Below are 23,217 nucleotides of genomic sequence, written 5' to 3' on the forward strand. Positions count from 1 at the left end.
GGTGAGCGCCACCACCTGGTGCCCGGCGGCGGCCAGGTGCTCGGTGACGGCGGAGCCGATGTAACCGGTCGCACCGGTGAGCAGAACCTTCATGAGATTCCCCCTATGTCGAAAATTTCGATGTCGAAACTATAGGCATCGGCGATCCGTGATGTCAAACATTTCCATGTCGAAGTGTTAGGGTCGGGGCATGACCGAACAGCAGCCCCGGCGCGACGGCGTCGACCGCATCACCGCACAGTGGCGCGCGGTCCGCCCCGACCTGGACACCTCCCCCATGGCCGTGATCGGCCGCCTCTCCCGCGCCTCACGCCTGCTGGAGCGCGGGATCAAGGAGAACCTGGCCGTCCACGGCGTCGAACCCTGGGAGTTCGACGTTCTGGCCACCCTGCTGCGCTCCGGCCCGCCGCACGTCCTCACCGCCGGCGAGCTCAGCTCGGCCGCGATGGTCAGCTCCGCGGCGCTGACCAACCGGATCGACCACCTCGTGGAGAAGGGCCTGGTCGACCGGGCCGTCGACCCCGCCCACCGCCGCCGGGTGCTGATCTCCCTGACCGACACCGGCCGGGAGCTGACCGACCGCCTCGTCGAGCACCACCTCGCCGGCGAGGAGCGCCAGCTCGCCGGGCTCACCACCGCCGAGCGCGACCAGCTCACCGGCCTGCTGCGCCGCGTCCTCCTCACCCTCGACGACCACGCCGAGGACCTCGCCCAGTAGCGATCGCCCAGCGGTGGTCGCCCGACGGTGGTCGCCCGACGGCGGTCGCCCGACGGTGACCGGCCGGCGGGCGACGGGCTCAGGCGCGGTGGTACTGGGTGGGGGAGGGCACCTCGCCGCCGAGTTCGGCGGCGGCGTGGCGGGCCCAGTACGGGTTGCGCAGCAGCTCCCGGCCGAGCAGGACGGCGTCGGCGCGGCCGTCGGCGACGAGGGCCTGGGCCTGCGCGGGGTCGGTGATCAGGCCGACGGCCGCCACGGGCAGGCCGGCCCCGTCGCGCACGGCTTCGGCGAAGGGCACCTGGAAGCCGGGCGCGGCCTCGATCCTGGCGTCGGGGACGAGGCCGCCGGTGGAGACGTCCAGCAGGTCCACGCCGTGGGCCTGGAGTTCCTTGGCGAGGCGGACGGTGTCGCGGGAGGTCCAGCCCTCGCGGCCGTCCTCCGGGTTCTCGGTGAGCCAGTCGGTCGCGGAGACGCGGAAGAAGACGGGCAGTTCCTCGGGCCACACCGCGCGCACCGCGTCGACGACCTCCAGCGCGAAGCGGATGCGCCCCTCGAAGGAGCCGCCGTAGCCGTCGGTGCGGCGATTGGTGTGGGGGGAGAGGAACTCGTGGATCAGGTAGCCGTGGGCACCGTGGATCTCGGCGACCTGGAAGCCGGCGTCGAGCGCGCGCCGCGCGGCGTCGGCGAACTGCCGTACGATCCGGGCGATCTGATCCTCGGTCAACTCGGCCGGCGTGGTGTGCGTGGGGGAGAAGGGCACGGCGCTGGGGCCGACCGGCGCCCAGCCGTGGGCCTCGTCCGCGGCGATGGCGCGCCCGCGGTCGACCCAGGTCCGCTCGGTGGAGGCCTTGCGCCCGGCGTGGGCGAGCTGGATCGCGGCAACGGTGCCCTGCGACTTCAGGAAGGCGGTGATCCGGCGGAAGGCCGCGGCCTGCTCGTCGTTCCAGATGCCCAGGTCGTACGGGCTGATGCGGCCCTCGGGGCTGACGGCGGTGGCCTCGGTGATGATCAGCCCGGTGCCGCCGGCCGCGCGCGCCGCGAGGTGGGTGAAGTGCCAGTCCGTCGGGACGCCGGCCGCGTCCCCGTCCGGAACGGCGCTGTACTGGCACATCGCCGGCATCCAGATCCGGTTGGGGATGGTCAGTGACCGCAGGGTGTACGGGGTGAACAGGGTGGTGCTCATGTCGGACTCCGGAAGGTCGGCGGCGCCAGGAGGCGCGGGCACACCTGCATCTGCTTGCAGACGCAATTTATGCCACCGAAGATAGTTGCGCACGCGGGCATTTTGCAAGGGCCTACCGCTCGGCCTCGGTCCGGCCCGTGGGGCACCAGGGGCAGACCGTCGGCCACCCGCCGGGCCCAGCCCGACGCCGTCCCCAACTCCCGGCCCCCGCAGCGAAGTCACTCCGAAGCGGTCAGTGTGGGGCGGGAGCTCGCACGGGTTCGGCCCACCGTCACCGTCACCGTGCGGGCGGGCGACATCCACGACCTGCCGCCGACGGACCACACCGCCGACCGCGCACGCACCGACCGCGTGCTGCAACACGTCGCCGATCCCGTCCGGGCGCTCCGTGAGATCCGCCGGGTGGCCCGGCCCGGCGGGCGACTCGTCATGGGCGAGCCGGACTGGGACAGCCTCGCCATCGACCATCCGGACGGCGGGCTCTCGCGTGCCTGCACCCGGCATGTGGCGGACGAGGTCGTCCGCAACGTCCGCAACGTCCGCAAAGCCCGCATCGGCCGAGAGCTCGCCCGGCTGGCAGCAGGGGCCGGATTCACGGTGCCCGCGGTCCTCCCCGTCACATCCGTCCTCCGGGGGCGGGGGGGCTCAAGCGCGGTCGCCGCCGCGGGGGCATTCGGCAGCCGCCCTGACGTCCGCTCTGGCGACCGTTCTGACGACCGTTCTGACGGCTTCCCTGGCAGTCGATCTGACGGTTGCTCTGGCGGCACGGTTCGCCCCGCCTTCCGTGGCGGCGGCTGAAAGTGCCCGTTCGGGTTCAGCTGACGGCGATTCCGCTGCTGGCGGATCGGGGTAGACCGATCGTCATATCGGTAGGGACAGTGGCTGACATGCGACTTCTCATGCTCGGCGGGTCCGGTTTCGTCGGACGCGCCATCGTCAACGAGGCCCTGTCCCGCGAGTGGGACGTGACCCTTCTGCACCGCGGCAGCCGCCGCCCACCGTCCGGAGCCACCGTCCTCCAGGGTGACCGGACCGAACCCGACGGACTTGCCGCGCTCGGCGACGGCGAATGGGACCTGGTGGTGGACACCTGGTCGGCGCGGCCCTCGGCCGTGCGTGACGCGGCGAGCGCGCTCGCCAAGCGCGCCGGCCGGTACGTGTACATCTCCAGCGGCTCCGTGTACGCCGATCCGGTCGACCACAGTGCCGCCGAGAACGGCGTCCTGCTGGACGGCTCGCCCGACGACGGCGACGTCCCCTATCCGCAGGCCAAGCGCGGCGGCGAGATCGCCGTCACCGACGCCTTCGGCGAGGACCGTTCACTGCTGGTGCGGGCCGGCCTCATCCTCGGCCCGGGCGAGGACGTCGGCCGCCTCACCTGGTGGCTGAGCCGGATCGCCCGGGGCGGCCCCGTCCTCGCCCCCGGCCCGCGTGACCTTCCGCTCCAGTACATCGACACCCGCGACCTCGCCGTCTGGACCCTGGACGCTGCCGAGCGCGGGCTGTCCGGCCCGTACAACCTGGTGAGCCGGCCCGGTCACGCCACCATGGGCGAACTCCTGGAGTCGTGCGTGGCCGCGACCGGATCGGACGCCGAGCTGCGCTGGACCGACCCCGAGCGGATCGCCGCCGCCGGGATCGCCCCGTGGACGGAGCTGCCGATCTGGGCACCGCCGGGCGAACTGCACCACTACCTGTACGGCGCCGAGACGTCCAAGGCGTTCGCGGAAGGGCTGCGCTGCCGGCCGGTTGCCGAGACCGTCGCCGACACGTGGGAGTGGATGGACGGACTGGGCGGAACCGCGCCGCAGCGCCCCGACCGGCCGGTCCTCGGCCTGTCCCCGGACTCGGAGGCCGCCGCGCTGGCCGGTTGACGGTCGATTGACGGTCGGTCGGTCGGCGGTCGGTCGGCGTGCTCACTGCACACCGGTCACTGCACGCCGCACATTGCACACCGCACACTGCACGCCGCGCAGTGAGCGGCCGGCCCGGCGGGAACGGCAGGTGCCCGCCCCGCCGACGTCGGCCCGTCACCGGCCGCCCTCGCCGGCGCCCCCGCGCCGTTTCCACCCCACGACGGCACCGCACACCTTGTTAGGAGCACAACCATGCCCACCGTCCTCGCGTCCGACGGCACCGAGCTCGCCTACCGTGTCCTCGGGGAGGGTAACGGTGCCCCCGTGGTCTGCCTGCCGGGCGGACCGATGCGGGACTCCGTGTACCTCGGAGACCTCGGCGGCCTCCCCGCGCACCGGCGGCTGGTCGTGGCCGACCAGCGCGGCGCCGGACGGTCCGCCACACCGGAGGACCCCGCCTCCTACCGCTGCGACCGCCTGGTCGAGGACGTCGAGGCGTTGCGCCGACACCTCGGCCTCGACCGCATGGAGCTGCTCGCGCACTCCGCCGCCGCCAACCTGGCGGTCCGGTACGCGGAGCGGTACCCGCACCGCGTCGACCGGCTCGCCCTCATCACTCCCGGCACCAACGCCGTGGGCCTGGAGATCACCGGCGAGGACCGGCGCGAGGTCGGTCGGCTCCGCAAGGACGAGCCCTGGTACGCGGCGGCGTCGGCGGCTTTCGAGGCCGTCGACGCGGGCGAAGCCGCGGCCGAGGACTGGGTGACCATCGCGCCCTTCCTCTACGGCCGTTGGGACGCGACGGCACAAGCCCACCGCGCGGCGGAGGAGGCCCAGTGGAACGCGGCAGCGGCGGAGGTCTTCGGGTCCGAGGGCGCCTTCGACCCGGACGCCACCCGGGCGGCGCTCGCCGCGCTCGACGTGCCGGTCCTGGTCCTCGCCGGGCAGTTCGACCTGGCCTCGCCGCCGCACGTGGTGGCCCGCCTGGCCGAGCTGTTCCCGCGCGTCGAACTCGTCGTCCAGTCGGGCGCGGGCCACTACCCGTGGATGGACGACGCCGACACCTTCGTGTCGACCACCACGGCGTTCCTGAACTGAAGGTGCCCCCCGGTGCCCGGCCCGGATCCGGGTGAAGCGGACGAGGCACGGGCCCGGCCCTGTCGCGCAGTCGGCGCCGTCGGCGCGGTGCCCGACCGTACCGGTGCGCCCGGGTGCCGGCCTGCGAGCCGTCATCGGGCGACGGACCACCCACCGTGGCGCGGAGGGTGGGGCCGAGGCCGACCGGATCCCGGGGCCGGTCAGCCGGAGGCCTCGGCGAGCTGGTCGCGGACGTGGGCGAGGAAGGCCCGGACCTCGGCCGCGGGCAGCTCTGCGGCGGCCGGACGAGGGCGTTCGAAGCTGCGCAGCGCCGATTCGATCAGCGGTCCGAAGTCCGGTTCGGCGGCGGCGGTCTCCCGGGCCGCCGCCCGCTTGGCGCTCCAGCGTCCGGTGCGGTGGAACACCAGCGCACGGCAGCCGTTGAGTACGCGGTTGTCCGCGAGGTGGCCCTCGCCGTCGGCGTGCTCGCGGACGGAGGCGCGCAGTGCGGCCGACAGGTCGGCAGGGCCGGGCTCCGCGATCACCTGCCGCGCCGGTCGACCCCACAGGGCGATCCCGGCGCGGTGGGCGATCGAGCGGTCGATGACGAACCAGAACGCCGGTGTGCCGGTGGGGTCGTGATCGGCGCGGTCCGGCAGCAGCGGGCCGGTGTTGAGGTTCAGCAGGTACCCGGGCGCGCCGGAGGGACGGGCGGCGGAGTCCGCGTCGTACACCACCAGTTCCAGGCCGGCCGCCGGGCAGGGCAGTCGCGGATGGGCGAGTTCCTCGGCCAGCTGCCGCAGGGCTTGCTCCGGCAGGTCCGGCCGGACGACGACCGCCGCGTCCACGTCGCTGCGGCCGTGCCGGTAGTCCCCGAGCGCCACCGAGCCGACCACGAGCACGCTCACCAGGTGCGGCCCGCACACGGCCCGGGTGCGGCGGACGAGTTCCTCCAGGTACGGGCGCAGCTCGGCGGGGATCGGCCGCCGGTCCTCGGTATCGCGGGTCATGGGCCCAGTCTGCCCACTCGGACCCGTGGCCGACGGCCGTCGTGGCCGACTCGGCCGGTACCCTTCACCGCCGGATCGGTGGGGGAGCGCTTCCTCAGGCCCGCCCTGGACGCGCGGCCGGCGTCCGCGCGGTGGCCGTTCGCCGGAGCCCGTGCCGCCGGAGCCCGTGTCGCCGGAGCCGGCCGCGACGCCTGCTCCTGCACCTGATCCCGCTCCTGCTCCTGCACCGGCGTCAGCGGGCGACCCGCACCGGAAGTCGATCGCACGAGCGACTTTCGAAGACAGCCCCGTGCCATGTCCCGTCGCAAGAGTGGTCCCCATGCACGACACGACGACCAAACGACGCAACGGCTGCCTGATCGGTTGCGGGGTGATCGGGGCGTTCTTCCTAGTCCTCGTCGCCCTCGGCGGCTGGCTGCTCTACAGCAACTACCGGGACGGTTTCATCGAGCGGAAGGAGTACGACGCCGTCCAGGTCGGCACCGCCGAGGCGGAGGTCCGGCGCCGTCTGCCCGACGGCGACAGCTTCTTCAGCAGGTTCCTCGCCGACGATCTCGACAAGGGCGCGCCGGCCGTGCCCGCGGGCGCCGGGTGCCTGCGTCTGCTCTCCACCGAGTCCGCCGACCGGAACGACGTGGTCGTCTTCCGGTTCTGCTTCCGTGACGGTGCCCTGGCCGAGAAGACCGCCTACACCGTTCCGGGTTGACGCCGGGTCAGGTTGTTCCGGGGCGTCGGCCGACCGGGCTGCCGCCCCGAAGGTGGAGGTCCTCCGGCGCGCCGCCCTGGCGTCCTCGGCGGAAGTCCGACGCTTCCCGGACGGGCGCTCGGACTTGCTTCGGCACGGAGCCGGCGGCGAGGTGGTCGCCGATGGAGCCGATGGAGCCGATGGAGCCGATGGGGCGGTGTTCAGGCGCGTGCGGTCCGGACGGTACGCCGACGGCGCGGGCAGGACCCGGCCCGCGAGTTGCTCTCGCGGCGCGAACCGAACGGGCCGTCACCGGTATTGCGGTGACGGCCCGTTGCGGGTGCCGTGCTCATACGGTCGGGCCGACCAGACTCGCCAGGGCCCGGTGTGCTCGTCGGTTGGTGCGCTCGGCGCGGCTCTTGAGCCGGAACGCGCGCATGAGGCGCTCGTTCTCGGCCTCACGCAGTCGCTCCTCGATCGTCGCCCGCGCTACTTCGAGGTGGTAGGTCATGATGCTCCCCTTGTCGGTGGGCGATCCGTCGGCATCACTGTGATGCCTTCCCCTCGGACCACCCTCTGCGCTTCAGACTCTACACCCAAACGCAGGCAACCGCCTTGCATTTTCCGGTCCGTTCAGGAAATCGCCTACTGATCGAAGGGGAAGTGGCCAGTTGGCTCCCAGTCTTCACTCGGTGTCGAGCTGATCCGCGCCGCTTTGCGGGGCGAGTGGGAGCGGGTGCCCGATCCGGGGCGGAGTCCCGGCCGCGCCCGGGGGTCGGCGACCGCTGAGCGTGGCCGGCCCGGTCGTCATCGGTGGGGCGGGGTCTCAGTGGTGCGCGTCGCGGTGCGTGCCGAGGGTGTGGTTCATGGCCGCGAGGACGCGGATCGCGGCGTGCATGTCGGTCGGGTCGAGGGGTGGCAGGGCGGCTTCGCGTTCCCGGTCGAACGCCGCGTCGCCGCGGCGCACCAGATCGGTGCCGGCCGGGGTGAGGAGGACGGCGTTCTCCCGGCGGCTGTGCGGGGACGGCTGGACCGTCACCAGTCCGGCGGAGACCGCGTTGTCGATCTGGCGGCTGACGGTGCCCTTGGTCAGGCCGAGGCGGTCGGCCACCTGCTGCTGGTTGAGCGGCCCGGGGTGGGCGTCGATGACGGAGAGCACGAGGAACTGGGCCAGGGAGATGCCCAGTTCCCGCTGGAAGAGTGCCTCGCCGCTGCGGTCCATCAGGCCCGCGACCCGGCGGGTGAGGTACCAGAGCGTGGCCAGGTCGTCCGGCATCGGCGGGGTGTCGTCCATGCGGCCAGGATATCCCAGTCCGTTTGACAGGCGACCGTTTGAACTGCAACGGTTGCTCACGAAACGGTTGCCTGTCTTCGGGAGTCCCGCATGCGCGTCCTGATGGTCCTCGACCACCCCTACACCCTCGCCTCGGCCGACAACGTCCCGCACAGCCGCAGCTTCACCGCCGCCGTCGCGTCCGCCGCCATCCGCGGCGCCACCGCGGCGGGGCACGAAGTGGACCTGATCGACCTGGCCGCCGACGGGTTCTCGCCGGTGATGACCCGGCAGGACCTGGCCGCGTGGCGGCAGGGCGCCGTGGTCGACCCGCAGGTGCGCGACTACCAGCACCGCCTGCTGGCCGCCGACCACCTGGTGTTCGCGTTCCCGGTGTGGTGGGAGGCGATGCCGGCGGCCACCAAGGGCTTCCTCGACCGGGTGCTCACCAAGGGCGTGGTGTTCGCCGAGACGCCCGGCGCCAAGGGCAACCCGTTCCGCAACCTGATGCCGCGGCTGCAAGGGGTCACGGTCCTGTCCGTCATGACCACCCCGGACAAGGCCTACCGCTGGTGGTACCGCGACCCCTTGACCAAGGTCCTGTTCAAGGGCACCTTCGGCAAGATCGGCATCAAGGGCCTGCGGTGGGTCAACTTCGACCGCGTCGCCGACCGGACCCCGGAACAGCGCGGACAGATGCTCCGCGACACCGAGAAGCGGTTCGCGGCCCTCGCCCCGGCGCATGCCCACGCAAGCCCCGGGCCGCACGGCCGGCAGGGCGCGCCCGCCGACCACTGACACGCCGACCACTGACACGTCGAGCACTGGCACGTCGAGCGCTGACACGCCGACCGCTGGCACGCCGCCACGACCCGGCGTACTGCGGCGACCCGTTGCGCCGCGCCGGGTACCGCGGCCGCCGCAGGCACCGCGGGCGCCGCGCAAAATGCTTCGACAGCGGTGGCGTGATCGGGAATGCTTCGCGCGATGACCAGAATCAACGACACACCGCCCGCGTGGGACGAGCGCACCCAGCTCACCACGTTCCTCGACTACGCACGTGACACCGCCCGCGCCAAGTGCGAGGGCGTCTCCGCGGAGAACGCCCGCAAGGCGCCCCTGCCGAGCTCGCCGCTGATGACCATGAGCGGAGTGGTCAACCACCTCCGCTGGGTCGAGTACTTCTGGTTCCAGGTGGTCTTCCTCGGCGAGGAGGACCAGGGCCCCTGGACCGAGGAGGACCCCGACCGCGAGATGCGCATCGCCGTCGACTTCCCGCTCACGCAGCTGCTCGACGAGTACGCCGAACAGAGCGCCCGCTACCGCGAACTGGTCGCCGGGAACGACCTCGACGCCCGGGCCGAGCGAGCCGTCCGCAACGGCCTCCACGTCGACCTGCGCTGGATCGTCCTCCACCTCACCGAGGAGACGGCCCGCCACAACGGGCACCTGGACATCCTGCGCGAGTTGCTCGACGGGACGACCGGGGAGTAGCGCTCCTCCGCAGGAGTACGCGGAGGAGCGCCGGTCAGGGCCGGGGTGGGTCGGGTCGGCGTGGGGCGACGCCCGGCCCGGACCCGTCGTCCCTAGAGGTCGAGTTGGTACTCGAACGTCGTGTGCGTCGGTGCGTAGCCGAGTGCGTCGTTGATGTGCCGCATGTACGGATTGTTGTCGGCGGTGTCGGTGAGCAGGCCGCCGAGGTCCGGGTGCCGGGCGTGGGCCTGCCGGATCGACTCGGCCTTCATCCAGCGGCCGAGGTCGTGCCCGCGGTGCTCGGGGAGGACGCCGGTGCCGTAGTGCTGGCCGTCGCCCTTGCCGTCGCCGGGCACCACCAGTTCGGTGAAACCGGCGATCGAGCCGTCCGACTCGTCGACGGCGACGACGGTGTGCAGCAGGTCGCCACGCTTCTCGACGGCCGCCGCCGCGGCCCGCACCCGGTCCAGGTCCCACGTCACCGTGCCGAAGTCCGTGGCGCCCATCGGCATGTCGTCCATGGCGCGGCGCGACGCGACGAACGTCTCGGCGAGGTCGTCGGGGACCGTGCCCTCCCACGACGCCAGCCGGTAGCCGGGGTGCGGCTGCTCGGCGATCCCGGTGAGGGCGGTGATGTCCGCGTCGGCCAACGGCAGCCGGGTGAAGGTCAGGGTCAGGACCTTGCGGAAACCCCGGGCCGGCAGGAACCGGTCGCCGGGAGAGCCGGCCTCGGCCTGGGTGATGACACAGCGCCGGCCGTCCCCGCGTGCGGCGGCGACGGCCGCGTCCAGGAGCAGGGAGCCGGTGCCGTTGCGCCGCTCGGCCGGATGGACGTGGAGCTCCAGTTCGGCGAGGTGCTCCTGCCCGGTCCTGGTGAAGAGCCGCAGGAACGCCGACCCGACGGGGCGTCCGTCGGTGTCGGAGGCCAGCCACGCCAGGCGGTGGCCGGACGGGCTGCCATCGGGGTCGGTCAGCGCGGTGATGCGAATGGACAAAGTGTCTCCGTCGTAGTGAGGGTGGAGGTGCCGGGCCCCGGGGTCGACCGCTGACCGTTCGTGTGCACGGCCTGCACACACCTCCTGGGTGAACGGCGACGACGGCGTCGGCGGCGGAGTCGGGGTCGGAGCCGGGGTCGGCCAGGGGCGACCGGCGGCCCGGAGAAGGTAGCCGCTCCGTCCCGGAAGCAGCAACGGGTTTACCGGCGCGGCCCCGGAAGCCCCCTGTTCAGGGCCTTGTCAGAGGCCTTGTCAGGGGCCTTCGGCGGCCGCCGTCCCAGGCGTTCGGTCAGGCGTCAGGTCGGGACTCCTCCAAGTACCGGCTGAGGTGTGCGGCGGCGTCGAGCATGGCCCGGCCCCGCGCGGTGAGCCTCGCCTGCCAGTCCGTCAGCGCGGCGGCGAGGGCGGGCGTGCCGCCGGCCGTGCGGATCTGCCGGACGACGGCCGAGATCTGCTCCAGCCGGTAGCCCCCGCGCCGGAGCAGGTGGGCGAGTTCGGCGTCGCGGACGTCGGCCGAGCGGAAGACGCGGTACCCGGTCGCGGGATCCCGCGCCGGGGCGAGGACGCCTGCTGCCTCCCAGGTCCGCAGCGTGGCGGGGGTCAGACCGAGCCGGCGCCCGAGTTCGCCGATGCTCCGGGGGACCGGCTCGGGCGCGGACTCGGGCGCGGACTCGGACCCGGGCCCGGACCCGGACTCGGACTCGGGCCCGCCACTCGTCCGGTGCCCGGCCGCCGCCAGATGCTCCAGCGGCCCGCGCACCGCGTCGAGGGTCTCGCGGTCCCGGAGGAGCCGGCCGTGCCCGCGGTCGACGGCCGTCAGGGCGTCGTCGAGCCGCCCGTCGTGCACCGCGTTCATGATCTCGCCGCCGGTCGCGTGCCCGTGGGCCCGGACGAGCGCGAGGAAGGTGCGCAGCGCCGCGGCGTGCACCTCGGTGTAGATCCGGTATCCGTTGGGCGTCCGCTCGGCGGGCGGGAGGAAGCCGTCCCGCTCGTAGTTGCGGACCGCCTGGGGCGAGAGGCCGTGCTCGCGCGCGAGGTCGGCCGGTCGCAGTCGGTTCGTCAGCACTTTGAGACTTTACTGCCGGATCCTCGGGCTGAGACAAGAAAAGTCTCAACCGTTCTTTCAAGGATACGATTGAGACTCATGAGTCAGGACATTCGAGACTTCGTGCCCGTGTCGTGCGGACTCGTGGCGTTCGGCGAGCCGACGCACCGGGAGCCGGCCTTCGGGCGGGTCCGCAACGAACTGTTCGCGCAACTGGTCGAGTGCGGCTTCCGCTCGATCGCCCTGGAGACGGACCGGGTGGCGGCGCTGGCCGTCGACGACTACGTCCGGGAGGGAGCGGGGTCGCTCGACGAGGTGATGCGCGTCGGCTTCTCGCACGGGTCGGGGGAGCCGGAGGCCAGTCGGCGGCTGGTGGCGTGGATGCGCGAGCACAACCGGAACCGGCCGCCGGAGGAGCGCCTGGCGTTCCACGGCTTCGACGCCCCGACCGAGTGGGACCGCGCGCCCAGCCCGCGCCCGTACCTCGAACACGCCCGCGACTACCTGGGGCTCGACCTGGACGTGGCGGCCCTGGTCGGGGACGACGAGCGGTGGAGCCGCACCGAGGCGGTGATGGACGCGGCGATGTCGCCGGGGGCGTCGCCGGAGGCGGACCGGCTGAGGGCGGTTGCCGACGACGTGTCGGGCCTGCTGTACGCCCGCGCGCCGGAACGGATCGCGGCCACCTCGCGGGCGGAGTGGATCAGGGCGAGGACGTACCTGACGGCGGGGATCGGGTTGCTCCGCTACCACCGGCAGGCGGCGCGGCCGTTGGAGCCGGGTGAGCGGGTGGCGGGCCTGCTCACCACCCGGGACGAGATCATGGCCCAGCACCTCCTCGACATCAGGACCGTGGAGGCCGCGCGCGGTGGGACCCTCGTCTTCGCCCACAACGGCCACCTGCAACGGAACCCGACCGTCTGGAAGATGGGGGAGCGCGACGTGGTCTGGTACGGCGCCGGCCGGATCCTGGCCGCTCTGACCGGCGTCGAGGAGTACTTCTTCGTCGCCGGGAGCCTCGGGCGCAGCGCGGCGATCGGGCTCGACGAGCCGGATCCCGACACCTACGAGGGCTTCCTCCAGAGCGGGGCCGCCACCTGGTCACTGACGCCCGCCGCCGGGATCCCGCGGAGCCGCGGTCGCACCGACACCACTCCGGCACAGGGCTACTTCCCGCTCGACGGCGCCACCGTGGACGGGGCCGATGCGGTCCTGCACATCGCAGAGGGCCCGGCGTCCGCGCCGGAGTAGGGGGCGGTGGATCCCATGTCTCGCGCCGGGCGTGGGTGAGTCCGCGGAGGCCGCCTCCTACTCGGAGGCGGCCGCCGGTCCCGCGCTGCCCTGTCCCGCTCCGCCCCGTCCCGTCCCGCGCTGCCCTGTCGTTGTCAGCACAGCGGCAGGGCAGGGGGGAGGAAGACGTCCTGGTGCTGGTTGATGTCCCCCGGCACCGGAGGGATGTACCAACTCCGCCGCACTCACCCGGGAGATCCAGCAGTTGGGCTACCGCGGTGATGTCAACGCCGTCCGGCGCCACCTGCTGCCGTACCGCACCGGGTGATTCCAGCAGAGGCCCCGCTTCCCGACCTGAGCGTGCGCCGTGTGACGGACTGGGTCATGCGCCGCCCGAGCGACTCGACGACACCGAACGCACGTGCCTTGAGGAACTGTGCGGATGCAGCCCGGCGCTGGCCACGACCGCCCGGTATGCCCTGCACCTGGCTACCGTGGTGCGAGAACGCCCGTTCGGGCTGCCGAAAGCGACTGCCAGGCGGGGGCGTCGGTGGCAATGGTGAGGAGATGTGTGACGGTCGGACCGTCAGCCCGGTTGGCCGGCTGGGTGTCGGCCGGCCAACCAGGGTGGGTGCGGCTCAGCCCAGGCGGTGCTCGCGGGCGAGGGCACCGAGCCAGTGGGCGGACGGCTTCGGGACGCGCTCGAAGGTCTGCGGGTCGACGGCGGCCAGGCCGAAGGTGGGCCGGAAGGAACCCCACTCGTAGTTGTCGAGCAGGCTCCAGTGCAGGTAGCCGCGCACGTCCACGCCGTCGCGCAGGGCGGCGGCGAGACCGGCCAGCGCCTCGGTGGTGTAGGCGATCCGCTCGGCGTCGTCGGTGGTGGCGATGCCGTTCTCGGTGACGAGCAGCGGCACGTCCGGGCCGACCATCCGCGCGGTGCGGCGGACCGCCTCGCCGAGGGCCTGCGGGTAGTACTCCCAGCCCTTGATCGTGGTGCGAGTGCCGTCGGGGAGGGGGGCCGGGCCGTCGGGGCCCACCGGGATGCGGCTGTAGGCCTGGACACCGATCCAGTCGTCGGCGCGGGCGGCCTCGACGAAGACGTCCTCGCGCCGTCGGGCGAGGGTTGCGGCGGTGGCCTCGGCCCCGGGCTCCAGCGGGTGGAAGCCCAGGTTGGCTATCGTCCAGCCGGCCAGCAGGCGCGGGTCGGCGGCGCGCAGCGCGGCGCTCGCCGCGCCGTGGGCGCGGATCAGCGCCTCGGTGATCGCCTCGTCGGGGTCGATCCGGTCGAGGTCGCCGGGGACGGTGCCGCCGGAGGTGTGCAGCCGCATGATGGTGTGCATCCGGGCGAGGATGTTCGGCTCGTTGATCGTGGCCACGTACCGGACGCCGTCGAGCACCTCGGCGGCGGCGGTAGCCGCGTACGCGGCGAAGAGCTCCGCGGCGTCCGGGGCGAGCCAGCCGCCCGCCTCGGCGAGCCACTGCGGCAGGGTGAAGTGCTGGAGCGTCACCACCGGGGTGAGGCCGCGAGCCAGGGCGCCTTCCACCATGGCGCGGTAGTGGGCCAGCGCGGCCCGCGAGTACCGGCCCCGGACGGGCTCGATGCGGGCCCACTCGATGCTGAACCGGTAGGCGTTGAAGCCGAGTTCGGCGAGCAGGTCCATGTCCTCGGGCCAGCGGTGGAAGCTGTCGGCGGCGTCGCCGCTGGGTTCGGGGAGGAGGGTGCCGGGGCGGTGTTCGAGGACCCACCAGTCGCTGGTGGTGTTGTTGCCCTCGATCTGGTGGGCGGCGGTCGAGGCGCCGAACAGGAACCCGTCCGGCAGGGGGGCGCCGCCAACGCGGTCACCCCCCTGTGAGTCGGCCCGGTGACCGCGGCGGAGGAGCGGGTCCTCGGTGTCGAAGGAGACGTCCTCGCGGGCGGCCTCGGCGCCGGACTCGCCGGTCGGCAGGGCCGCGTGCGGCTCCGACGGGGCCAGGAGCGCGGGGGCTTCGGAAGGGACGGTGGTGGCGGCCTCGATGCGGAAGGCGTGGAGGTCGGCAGGGTCGACGCCGCAGTGCAGGAGGAACTGTTCCGAGCTGCCGTGGTGTACCCGGATGCCTTCCAGGAACGCCAGGATCGCCTCGGGTGGGGCCTGCAGCAGGAGCGGGGGGATCGTCGGCTTCTGGTCGGCTGCATCCAGTGCGCGGTTGAGCGAGGTGACGCGGGAGCGTTGGGCCAGTGCGGCGAAGACGTGCGGCACGGCGTCGGCCGAGCGGGCGTAGTCGGCCGCGATGCGTTCGGCAGGTACGTCGAGCAGGTCGAGCAGGAGTGCCACGAGAAGTCCGGTGCGGTCCTTGCCCGCCGCGCAGTGCACCAGCGCCGGGCCGTGCCGCACGATGGTGTGCACGGCGGTGGTGATCGCGGCCGGCGAGGACTCGGCCAGGGCGAGGTAGAAGGCGCCGAGGTCAGCACCGGTGCGCATCGTCGCCATCTGGCGGCCCACGGAATCCGCCGCAGGGTCCAGGGACGCGTCGACGACGGTGATCCCGGCGGCTTCGACGGCCGTCCAGTCGGCCGGCTCGCGTTCGCCGGCGGAGCGCAGGTCCACGACGGCGCGGATTCCCGCGTCGCGCAGCTGGGCGACGGTGTCGGGCCCGGCGCACGGGAACGCCTGCGCGGAGCGGAAGAGGATGCCGGGCCGGATCCAGGTACGGTCGGGGTCAGACTGCCGGGCGGGGTCGCGGAAGTTGAGCAGGGACATGAGGACCTTTCGGTGGTGCGGGGCACTGTGTAGTCGAGGGCCGGCGGCATCCGCGTGTCGCCTCGGTGGGCGAGGTGCCACGGACAGTCGTGGCACTGGGGGTGTCAGGGGTGTCGCGGGGGCCGGGGCCGAGGAGGGCGATGTCCGGCCGGCTCGGGCGGGGCCGGAGCGGGTCAGGGGGTCGGGGTGCTTCTTCGTGGCCGGGTTCCGCCGGTGGTGCGCGGGCTGCCGTCAGTGGGTGGCGGCGTCCTGTCCGCGGAGCCCGGGCCACCTGGTCCGGCGAGGCCGGGGCGGGCGGTGTTACGGCTTCACCCAGAGGGTGGCCGGGGAGACGTTGACGACGGCCCGCTTGGAGAGGTCGGGCAGGCCGGCGACTTTGGCGGTGGCCACGAAGCCGGCCGGGTTCTCGGTGAGGAACAGCATCGGGGCCTGGTCGACGACGGCCTCGGCGGCCTCGTTGTAGGCGGCGGCCCGCTGGACCTGGTCCAGCCGGGCTCGCCCGGCGGCGATGGCCTGCTCGGCCTTCGGGTCGCTCCAGCCGGTGAAGTTGTAGGGGGAGGCGGCGGTGTACAGGGCGCTCAGCGCGGTGTCGGTGTCGCCGAACATGCTGGTGACGAAGCCTTGTACCTGGAACTTGCGCTGCGCCAGCGAGGTACCGAGGGTCGCCGGGTCCATCGGCTTGATGGTCATCTTCACGCCGACCTCGCCGAGCATCTGCTGGATGACGGTGGCCCGCTGCTGGCCTTCGGGGCGGTTGTCGACCTGGTACTCGAAGGAGAGACCAGGGTGACCGGCCTCGGCGAGCAGCGCGCGGGCCTTCGCCGGGTCGTGGGCCGGGTAGTCGGCGGCACCGGCGGTGCGGTAGGGGGAGGCGGAACCGATCGGGCCGTCCGAGACCGTGCCCTGGCCGAGTTGGACGACCTTCTCGACGGCTTCGCGGTCGATGGCGTACTGCAGGGCCTGGCGGACCCGGGGGTCGTCAAAGGGCGCAGCCTTGGTGTTGAACAGGATGGTGGAGGTGGCACTGGGGCCGGTGGCGACCCTCAGCCCGTCTCGGGGGGCCTGCTTGAGCTGGGAGGGTGTCTCGGTCCAGATGAGGTCGGCGTCGCCGGAGCGCAGCGACTGGTAGCGGCTGTCGGCGTCCGTCAGCACCTTGTAGACGATCTTGTCGGCATGTCCCCTGTCGCCCCAGTAGGAGGGGTTGCGGGCGACGGTGACCGAGACGCCCGGCTGGACGCTCTCCACGGTGTACGGGCCGGTGCCGACGGCGGGCGCTTCGCCGGCCGGGGTCTGGGATACGTAGCCGAGGGAGCGGGTGAACAGGTTCGGGAAGGCCGTGTTCGCCGCGTTGAGGGTGAAGACGACGGTGGTGGGGCTGTTCACCGCGGTTCCGCGGATGGTGGCGGCGTCGGCGGCGCAGGAGCACTTGCTCTCCGGCTTGGACAGGCGGGCAACGTGGTCGGCGACGGCCTGGGCGTCCAGCGGCTTGCCGTCGCTGAACGCCACGCCCTCGCGAAGCTCCAGAGTCCAGGCGGTGGCGTCCGCGTTCGGGGTGAACGCCTTGGCCAGGTACGGCTTCACGGTGCCGTTGTTGCCGTTGACCATCAGTGGGTCGTACAGCGCGTTGGCCAGGACCAGCACGGGCTGCGAGGTCAGAATGCCGTCGGCCGGGTCGAGTTTGGCGAACGGGCGGTCCAGGCCGATTCTGAGCGTGCCGCCGTCGAGCGCCGGGCCGTTGGCGCCCGGGGCGGCCTGGGCGGAGCCACCGGGCGCGGCGTCATCGGTGGCCGAGCAGGCGCCGGCGGTGAGTGTGAGGGCGACGGTGCAGATGGCCGCTGCCAGAACGTGCTTTTGTCGCTTCATGGTTCCTCGGTCTCCTCGGAGGCGTGCCCGTTCGGCTGCCCTCGCGACCAACCATAGAGAAGTGGCACTGATGCCAAATGGCACTCGTGCAAACTTTGCGTGGCGGAATGCCGACGCCCCGAGCCCGCCTTGAGTACCACCGGCCACCCGTGATTACGTGACCCGGTCGGGCAGCACGGCCCCGGCGGACGTTGCAGGGCCGGGAACGGGGCGAAACAGCATGGACGAACCGGGAGCAGCGCCGGCTACGGCCGGAATGCGCGACCGCAAGAAGGCGCGAACCCGCGAGGTGATCCGAGCGGCCGCACTGGACCTGTTCGAGGAGGCGGGCTTCGAGCAAACCACAATCGAGCACATCTGCGAGCGTGCCGACGTGGCCCGCCGCACCTTCTTCCGCTACTACGCCGCCAAGGAGGCACTCCTCTTCGGCTGGGGCTTCGGCGACCCCGTCCTCGACGCCTTCGCCGCCGCTCCCGCGAGCCTCGGCCCGTGGGAGGCCCTCACATACGCTACTGACGCCACCCAGGGCCGACTTGAGGAACCCGCCGAGGACGCCGAAAGACGCCGCCGGCTGCGCCGACGATTCCTCGGTATCCGCACCGTGCACGACTACGCGATCCTGCAGATCGACGGTTTCGCGCAGCGCGCGGCGGAGATCACCGCCACCCGGCTGGGCGTCGACCCTCTGCGCGACCTGCGCCCGTTCGCACTCGGCGGGGTGCTAGCCGCAATGACACGCCGTCAACTCATTCTCGGCGACGACAACGCCCTTGAGGGAAGCTGGGCGGACGCGTTCCGCGACATCCTGTCCGCCTCGGCCCAGACCCCGGCCCATCGTTGATCCTTGGCGTTGGCCAGGCTGCGGGCGGGCAACGAGAGATGGTGCTGCGATCGGGCCGCCCATCCGGATGCGGGTGTCGCCCGCCCGCCGAACTCGCCACCCCGCTGCTGGTGGTCCTGGGGCACCAGCGCTGCGGGGCGGTGACCACCGCCGTCGAGTGCTTCCGCGACCACCGGCGGCCACCCGGCCACCTGGCCGACATCGCACACGACCTGCGCCGCCCCTATGACGAGGCGCTGCGCCCGGGCGCGGCGCCGGACGACCTGGTCGAGGCCACCATCCACGCCCGGACTCGGCAGACCGTGGCCGCGCTGCACCACGACCGCCTGCTGCGTCCGCTGATTGCGGCCGGGAGGCTCCAGGTGGTCGGCGCCTACTACAGCCTGGACTCCGGTCGGGTCACTTCGACTGACCGGTAGGCCGTCGCCGTGGTCAGGGCCGGTCGTCGGGTGCGGGGCTGGCTTCGGGGCGCAGGTCGTCGAGGAGCCCGGCGCGGTCGGTCAGCAGGGTGGTGAGGATGGAACGGGCGACGATGAGGAGCTCGCCGACCTCGGGACTGGTGAGCCGGTAGACGACGGAGGCACCCTCGCGCCGGGACGCTACGACGCCGGTGCGGCGCAGGATCGCGAGCTGCTGGGAGAGGTGGGCGGGTTCGACCCCGACCTCGGGAAGGAGCTCGGCGACGGTGTGTTCGCGTTGGCTGAGGAGTTCCAGGACGCGGATGCGCACGGGGTGGCCGAGGGTCTTGAAGAACTCGGCCTTGTGCTGGTAGAGCGGCACGGTGGTGACGGAGGGCTGCCGCGGGCTGTCGGTGGTCACGGGTTCACCGCCCCCGTCGGGTGGCGGATGGGCTTGGCATCATCGGTTGAAACTGTAGCAACGCCGACGAACCGCCTGGTCAGTGCGGGGCGAGGGTGGCGAACGCCGTGTCGGTGTCGGGAAACAGGCGCAGGACGCCCAGGCCGTGGGCGGTGGCGAGTAGGGGCGCGTGTCGGTCTCCGAGGCCGCCGGCCGCGTTGACGATCGGGGCCTCGCCTTCACTGTTCCAGCCCTGGAGTGCGGCGACGTCGATGACGACCGCGCCGGTGCGGCGTGCTCCGGTCCAGTCGACGGCGCCGGTGAAGCGGTGCGCCGTGCTCTCGCCGAGGAAGCCGGACAGGCGCAACACGCCGATGTCACCGGTTCGTTCGAGGTCCCATTGCATGCTCACCGCCACCTCTTTTCAGCACACCCGAGGTGGCGGTGAGCACTGGCGAGGCCCCGACGACCATCAGGGGCAGGGAAGTGTGGGTATGCCCCGCATGGCGGGTTCGGGCGCCGCTCGCTGGTTGTCGGGCGCCACAAGACACCCGCGACCACGAACGGAGCGGTCGACGCCCGGGCACGCCCGTGCGGTGAGACATGCATACCCGGTTCCCTTCCTCGTTATTGCCAATATTAGCAACTGCTAAGGTGTGCAATGCGACGGGTTGCCGGAAGCGCCTGCCGCGAAGTGGCCGTCCCGGAACCGACGCCGGGGCGGCCGCTTGGCGTGGGCCGGGACGAATGGGACGCCCGGCCCACGCCACCAGAAGGTGCCTGCCCGTAGGCGGGGACGGGCAGGCACCAAGCGAGGATCCGGCCGCGGCCACGGCGCTTGAGTGGCCGCGCCGGGGGGCGCCGGTATGCCTTCGCCGTGAAGGATCGAGGCGCGGACCAGCATGGCCTTGCGGCGCTTCCTCTCGTCACTGCTGGCCGAGTTCATCGGTGCTCCTCAGGATGGGGGGTGTCGACCGGGGCCGGGGGCGGATGTACAGGCGCCGACCGGTGGCGGCCGCGTGGGCGAGGTGTTCTCACAGTTCTGCCGCGTCGGGGTAGAGGGGCGGCTGAGGTCTTCCGTGGTCGTCGTAGGTGGTGATCTCGACGTGCAAGCCGGCCTCCTACGGGCGGTGCGGCGGGGAGTAGGGGAGTAGGACGCTGATCGTCTTGCCGGCTCCTGAACTGTCGGGTATCGCGGTGAGGCGGCCGCCGAAGTCCGCGGCCAGGTCTGCGATGAGCGCAAGGCCCCTGGCTGGTGCGGGCGCCGTGCCCGGCGGGTCTGCAGGGGCGGGGAGCGGGGGGAGGCGGGGGTCGTCGTCGCGCAGCGCGATCGTGAGGTGGTCCTCGGCCACGACGACGGCCAGCGTGGCGCGGGTGGAGCGGGCGTGGCGGACGGTGTTGGTGGCGAGTTCGGTGACGATGAGCAGGGCGGCGTCCAGGACGGCTGCTGCGGCGGGGACGCCCCAGGTGGTGAGGACCGCGTGGGTGGTGCGCGCGGCCAGGCGGACCATCGCCGGTTCGACGGCCATGGTCAGGGCGTAGACGCCTCCTGCTGTTTCGGGTGGTGCCGCGGCCGGGGCCGTCGGGAAGGGGTCGGGTTCCCGGTGGTGGCGGAAGCCCCGCCGGCGGCGGGTCACCGCCGTACCTGCCTGGTGTTCTGGAGGACGCTCTTCAGGTGGCGCCGGGCGTAGCCGATGGCGTCGGGGGTGGCGGCGAAGACCCGGTGTTCGGCGTGGAGGGCGTCGAGCACGCCGAGGGCGTCGAGTGTTCTCAGGTGGTCCTCGCGTGCGCCGGAGACCAGGACGAGGATGTCGCGCTGCTCCAGCTTGGCGATGGCGTCGCCGAGCACGAGGGCGCCGGTGGCGTCGATCGTGCTGACGCGTGACAGGCGCAGGATGACGGCCTTGACGTCGGTGGTCTCGGCGAGTTCGAGCAGGAAGCGATGGGCCCCGGCGAAGAAGACGGGGCCGTCGATGCGGTAGGCGACGATGTGGTCGGCGAGCAGGGCCTGTTCCTCGGCGTGGTGGTCGGCCGGAGGCAGGCCCTCGTGCAGCGACACCTTGGTGAGCGCGGCGGTACGGGCGACCTGGCGCAGGGCCAGCGCGCCGGCGACCAGCAGTCCGACGATGACGGCGGTGACCAGGTCGAAGGCCAGGGTCGCGCCGGCGGTCAGGGCCAGGATCGCGGCCTCGCCCCGGCCGCTGCGGGCCAGCGCCCGCAGCGAGGCGACCTCGACCATGCGCACCGCGGTGGCGATCAGCACCCCGGCGAGCGCGGCCAGCGGGATACCGGACACGAGCGGGGCGGCGGCGAACACCACCACGGCCAGCACGCCGGCGTGGACGAGCGCGGCGAGGCGGGAAGCGGCGCCGGAGCGGACGTTGACGGCGGTGCGGGCGATCGCACCTGTCGCGGCGACGCCGCCGAACAACGGGACGACCAGGTTCGCTATGCCCTGGCCGAACAGTTCACGGTCGCTGTCGTGCCGCTCCGAGACGCTCATCGCGTCCGCCGCGGTCGCCGACATCAGCGACTCCAACGCCGCCAGCGCGGCCACGGCCAGCGCGGCGGTGGCCAGGTGCGGGATCTCGCCGAGGTGCAGGAAGGCGAGCGAGGGGGCGGGCAGCCCGGCGGGCAGCTGTCCGATCGTGGCCACGTCCAGGCCGGCCGGGCCCGTGACGAGAGTGGCGGCAACTACCGCCAGCAGTGAGAACGGGACGCCCGGCCGCAGTCGGGCACCGACCAGCATCACCGCCGCGACCCCGGCCGCCAGGGCGAGTGCGACCAGGTGCGGGGTGCGCGCGAAGTCGTCGACCGCGTCCCAGGCGGCGACCGCGACGTTCTCCGCGCCGGACGGCTTCACGCCGAGCGCGGCGGGCACCTGCTGGAGGCCGATCACGGCGGCGATACCCAAGGTGAAACCTTCCACCACCGGGGCCGGTACGTAGGCCATGAACCGGCCGGCGCCGCCGAGCGCGGCGGCGACCAGCAGCACCCCGGCCAGCAGTCCGACGGTGAGGACTCCGGCGGTGCCGTACTGGTGGACGATCGGGACAAGGACCACCGTCATCGCCCCGGTGGGCCCGCTCACCTGCAGGTTGGAGCCGCCGAAGAGGGCGGCCAGTGCGCCGGCCACCACCGCGGTGGCAAGTCCTGCCTCGGCTCCCGCACCGGAGGCGACCCCGAATCCGAGCGCCAGTGGCAGTGCGACGATCGCCACCGTCAGCCCCGCCAGCAGGTCCTTGCGCGGGGAGCGGCCCATGGTCTCCAGCACCGTCCGGTTCGGCAGCACCGCGCGCACCCGCGCCCCCGCCCGCCGGGCGAGGGCTGTGAATGCGGAGGCAGTCGCAAAGCCCGCTGACGTCCCCCTCATGCCTCGTGCGCCTGCCGCTGCGGCTCGCGTAGCTCTGCGAGAAGCGTCCCCTGATCGGTGATCATCTCGGTGAGGATCCGCCTGGCCGCGCGCAGCAGTTCGGCCACGTCCGGAGTGCTCAGCGCGTAGACCACGGTGTTTCCCTCTCGGGTCGCCGTCACCAGCTGGGTGCGGCGCAGCACGGCGAGCTGCTGGGAGAGGTTCGACGGCTCGACCTCGATCGCGGCCAGTAGCTCGCGCACCGGGCGCGGTCCGTCCTGGAGCAGTTCCAGGACCCTGATCCGCACGGGGTGGCCGAGGGTGCGGAAGAATTCCGCCTTCGCCTGGTACAGCGGGACCGCCATGGCGCTCAGTCCTCTTCCTCATCGTCCTCGGTGCGCTCCACCGTGATGCCGTGGAGGGCGGCGATCCGCACCAACTGCGTCACTCGGCCCGCATACGCCTGGGCGCCGTCCTCGTCGCCGGCCTCCCGCGCCTGGGTACGAAGTCGCCGGGCCTCACCCACCTGCTTGCGCAGCTCCTCGTCGAACATGTCACTCATCGCCACCCTCCCTGGGTCGACCGCCCTGGCAGCCGGCCGTACTGCTCTCCATACAAGGATGCAGCATCTATGAATATGAAGAATTCTTCAACTCACGATCAAAGCAAGTCGTGACCAGGCTGCAGCCGGTCGATCACGATTGGCTGCGATCCCCTTTGCGTGCCGCTGGACCGCAATCCGCAGCCTCGCTGCCACGGGGCTTCCCGCCGTCGCCACACGTGTCCTGGGACCGGCGATTGCAGTCGGCGACTTCGGCTGCCGCACACCGGCGGCACCACGCGCCGACACGGGCCGATGGCTGACGGACGGAGCCGTTCACTGCTCCCAGCTCTGGGCGGCAACCGCGGCGGTCGGTCGGTGGGCGGGCCGGAGCAGGTGATGGCCGGCCTCGGGTGGGGCAGTCGACCGGCGTGGCTCCGCGTTCGGTCTCAGTCGTAGGAGACGACCGCGACCGGGCACCGCACGTGGTGGATGGCGGCGTGCGCGACCGGGCCGATGTGGGCGCCGATCGGCGAACG

The 23,217-nt window shown here is 72.7% G+C and carries 25 protein-coding genes and 1 pseudogene; 10 read left to right on the forward strand and 16 right to left on the reverse strand.

Annotated features, from left to right (window positions below; all coding sequences use genetic code 11):
- Window positions 1-93: NAD-dependent epimerase/dehydratase family protein (locus AC067J_RS42640; RefSeq protein ID WP_478308262.1), on the reverse strand; the 93-nt coding region annotated here is incomplete at its 3' end.
- Window positions 94-190: 97 nt separating this feature from the next.
- On the opposite strand from AC067J_RS42640, the gene AC067J_RS42645 reads away from it, so the two are divergent.
- Window positions 191-718 carry a MarR family winged helix-turn-helix transcriptional regulator gene (locus AC067J_RS42645; protein ID WP_478308234.1) on the forward strand — a complete coding sequence of 176 codons (528 nt, stop codon included), beginning with the start codon at window positions 191-193 and terminating at the stop codon, window positions 716-718.
- Window positions 719-797: 79 nt separating this feature from the next.
- Here the strand turns inward: AC067J_RS42645 and AC067J_RS42650 are convergent, their stop codons facing one another.
- A complete protein-coding gene (locus AC067J_RS42650; protein ID WP_478308235.1) occupies window positions 798-1,901 on the reverse strand; it encodes an NADH:flavin oxidoreductase/NADH oxidase in 1,104 nt (367 codons plus the stop codon).
- Window positions 1,902-1,970: 69 nt separating this feature from the next.
- On the opposite strand from AC067J_RS42650, the gene AC067J_RS42655 reads away from it, so the two are divergent.
- The 3 genes from AC067J_RS42655 (at window position 1,971) to AC067J_RS42665 (ending at window position 4,855) form a co-directional block, all read left to right on the forward strand.
- The gene (locus AC067J_RS42655; RefSeq protein WP_478308236.1) at window positions 1,971-2,699 is read left to right on the forward strand and encodes a methyltransferase domain-containing protein; all 729 of its coding nucleotides are present in this window, start codon (window positions 1,971-1,973) and stop codon (window positions 2,697-2,699) included.
- Window positions 2,700-2,788: 89 nt separating this feature from the next.
- Window positions 2,789-3,775 carry an NAD-dependent epimerase/dehydratase family protein gene (locus AC067J_RS42660; RefSeq protein WP_478308238.1) on the forward strand — a complete coding sequence of 329 codons (987 nt, stop codon included), beginning with the start codon at window positions 2,789-2,791 and terminating at the stop codon, window positions 3,773-3,775.
- A gap of 234 nt (window positions 3,776-4,009) precedes the next feature.
- Window positions 4,010-4,855, forward strand: coding sequence for an alpha/beta fold hydrolase (locus AC067J_RS42665; RefSeq protein WP_478308239.1), 846 nt, complete (start codon window positions 4,010-4,012; stop codon window positions 4,853-4,855).
- A 200-nt stretch (window positions 4,856-5,055) separates the two neighbouring features.
- On the opposite strand, the gene AC067J_RS42670 is transcribed toward AC067J_RS42665, so the two are convergent.
- Window positions 5,056-5,844, reverse strand: coding sequence for an aminoglycoside adenylyltransferase domain-containing protein (locus AC067J_RS42670; RefSeq protein WP_478308241.1), 789 nt, complete (start codon window positions 5,842-5,844; stop codon window positions 5,056-5,058).
- Window positions 5,845-6,163: 319 nt separating this feature from the next.
- On the opposite strand from AC067J_RS42670, the gene AC067J_RS42675 reads away from it, so the two are divergent.
- Window positions 6,164-6,550, forward strand: coding sequence for a hypothetical protein (locus AC067J_RS42675; protein ID WP_478308242.1), 387 nt, complete (start codon window positions 6,164-6,166; stop codon window positions 6,548-6,550).
- A gap of 328 nt (window positions 6,551-6,878) precedes the next feature.
- On the opposite strand, the gene AC067J_RS42680 is transcribed toward AC067J_RS42675, so the two are convergent.
- Together AC067J_RS42680 and AC067J_RS42685 are read right to left on the reverse strand one after the other, a co-directional pair.
- Window positions 6,879-7,040, reverse strand: a complete 162-nt coding sequence (locus tag AC067J_RS42680) for a hypothetical protein (RefSeq protein ID WP_478308243.1) — start codon at window positions 7,038-7,040, stop codon at window positions 6,879-6,881.
- 315 nt (window positions 7,041-7,355) lie between these two features.
- Entirely contained in the window at window positions 7,356-7,823 is a 468-nt protein-coding gene (locus AC067J_RS42685) for a MarR family winged helix-turn-helix transcriptional regulator (protein ID WP_478308244.1), read from the reverse strand.
- Between the two features lie 90 nt (window positions 7,824-7,913).
- Between AC067J_RS42685 and AC067J_RS42690 the strand changes: the two genes are divergently transcribed.
- The gene (locus AC067J_RS42690) at window positions 7,914-8,600 is read left to right on the forward strand and encodes an NAD(P)H-dependent oxidoreductase (RefSeq protein ID WP_478308245.1); all 687 of its coding nucleotides are present in this window, start codon (window positions 7,914-7,916) and stop codon (window positions 8,598-8,600) included.
- A 189-nt stretch (window positions 8,601-8,789) separates the two neighbouring features.
- Entirely contained in the window at window positions 8,790-9,296 is a 507-nt protein-coding gene (locus tag AC067J_RS42695; protein ID WP_478308246.1) for a DinB family protein, read from the forward strand.
- Window positions 9,297-9,388: 92 nt separating this feature from the next.
- Here AC067J_RS42695 and AC067J_RS42700 read toward each other — a convergent pair whose 3' ends face one another.
- Entirely contained in the window at window positions 9,389-10,270 is an 882-nt protein-coding gene (locus AC067J_RS42700) for a GNAT family N-acetyltransferase (RefSeq protein WP_478308247.1), read from the reverse strand.
- Window positions 10,271-10,559: 289 nt separating this feature from the next.
- Complete coding sequence (locus AC067J_RS42705; protein WP_478308248.1) at window positions 10,560-11,336, reverse strand: MerR family transcriptional regulator; 777 nt, start codon at window positions 11,334-11,336, stop codon at window positions 10,560-10,562.
- Window positions 11,337-11,414: 78 nt separating this feature from the next.
- On the opposite strand from AC067J_RS42705, the gene AC067J_RS42710 reads away from it, so the two are divergent.
- Window positions 11,415-12,566: an erythromycin esterase family protein gene (locus tag AC067J_RS42710; protein WP_478308249.1), complete on the forward strand. Its 1,152-nt coding sequence runs from the start codon at window positions 11,415-11,417 to the stop codon at window positions 12,564-12,566.
- 617 nt (window positions 12,567-13,183) lie between these two features.
- On the opposite strand, the gene AC067J_RS42715 is transcribed toward AC067J_RS42710, so the two are convergent.
- The 3 genes and pseudogenes from AC067J_RS42715 to AC067J_RS42725 all read right to left on the reverse strand — a co-directional run bounded on the left by AC067J_RS42715 (window position 13,184) and on the right by AC067J_RS42725 (window position 17,146).
- Window positions 13,184-14,365, reverse strand: a complete 1,182-nt coding sequence (locus AC067J_RS42715; RefSeq protein WP_478308263.1) for a glycoside hydrolase family 1 protein — start codon at window positions 14,363-14,365, stop codon at window positions 13,184-13,186.
- 207 nt (window positions 14,366-14,572) lie between these two features.
- A pseudogene (locus tag AC067J_RS42720) lies at window positions 14,573-15,283 on the reverse strand (tyrosine-protein phosphatase); the annotation flags it as partial.
- Between the two features lie 300 nt (window positions 15,284-15,583).
- The gene (locus tag AC067J_RS42725) at window positions 15,584-17,146 is read right to left on the reverse strand and encodes an ABC transporter substrate-binding protein (protein ID WP_478308250.1); all 1,563 of its coding nucleotides are present in this window, start codon (window positions 17,144-17,146) and stop codon (window positions 15,584-15,586) included.
- 220 nt (window positions 17,147-17,366) lie between these two features.
- Here AC067J_RS42725 and AC067J_RS42730 point away from each other — a divergent pair, with 220 nt between their 5' ends.
- Entirely contained in the window at window positions 17,367-17,987 is a 621-nt protein-coding gene (locus AC067J_RS42730) for a TetR family transcriptional regulator (RefSeq protein ID WP_478308251.1), read from the forward strand.
- Between the two features lie 38 nt (window positions 17,988-18,025).
- Window positions 18,026-18,406, forward strand: a complete 381-nt coding sequence (locus tag AC067J_RS42735; RefSeq protein WP_478308253.1) for a carbonic anhydrase — start codon at window positions 18,026-18,028, stop codon at window positions 18,404-18,406.
- A 13-nt stretch (window positions 18,407-18,419) separates the two neighbouring features.
- Here the strand turns inward: AC067J_RS42735 and AC067J_RS42740 are convergent, their stop codons facing one another.
- The 6 genes from AC067J_RS42740 to AC067J_RS42765 form a co-directional block, all read right to left on the reverse strand.
- Window positions 18,420-18,806: an ArsR/SmtB family transcription factor gene (locus AC067J_RS42740; RefSeq protein ID WP_478308254.1), complete on the reverse strand. Its 387-nt coding sequence runs from the start codon at window positions 18,804-18,806 to the stop codon at window positions 18,420-18,422.
- A 79-nt stretch (window positions 18,807-18,885) separates the two neighbouring features.
- Window positions 18,886-19,197 carry an STAS domain-containing protein gene (locus tag AC067J_RS42745; RefSeq protein ID WP_478308255.1) on the reverse strand — a complete coding sequence of 104 codons (312 nt, stop codon included), beginning with the start codon at window positions 19,195-19,197 and terminating at the stop codon, window positions 18,886-18,888.
- A gap of 709 nt (window positions 19,198-19,906) precedes the next feature.
- Window positions 19,907-20,314: an ATP-binding protein gene (locus AC067J_RS42750; RefSeq protein ID WP_478308256.1), complete on the reverse strand. Its 408-nt coding sequence runs from the start codon at window positions 20,312-20,314 to the stop codon at window positions 19,907-19,909.
- 104 nt (window positions 20,315-20,418) lie between these two features.
- A complete protein-coding gene (locus AC067J_RS42755; RefSeq protein ID WP_478308257.1) occupies window positions 20,419-22,158 on the reverse strand; it encodes a SulP family inorganic anion transporter in 1,740 nt (579 codons plus the stop codon).
- Window positions 22,155-22,502, reverse strand: coding sequence for an ArsR/SmtB family transcription factor (locus AC067J_RS42760; protein ID WP_478308259.1), 348 nt, complete (start codon window positions 22,500-22,502; stop codon window positions 22,155-22,157). The genes AC067J_RS42755 and AC067J_RS42760 overlap by 4 nt, the downstream gene beginning before the upstream one ends.
- A gap of 5 nt (window positions 22,503-22,507) precedes the next feature.
- A complete protein-coding gene (locus AC067J_RS42765) occupies window positions 22,508-22,699 on the reverse strand; it encodes a hypothetical protein (protein WP_478308261.1) in 192 nt (63 codons plus the stop codon).
- Between the last annotated feature and the right edge of the window lie 518 nt (window positions 22,700-23,217).

This window comes from Kitasatospora sp. NPDC042419 (assembly GCF_056437345.1).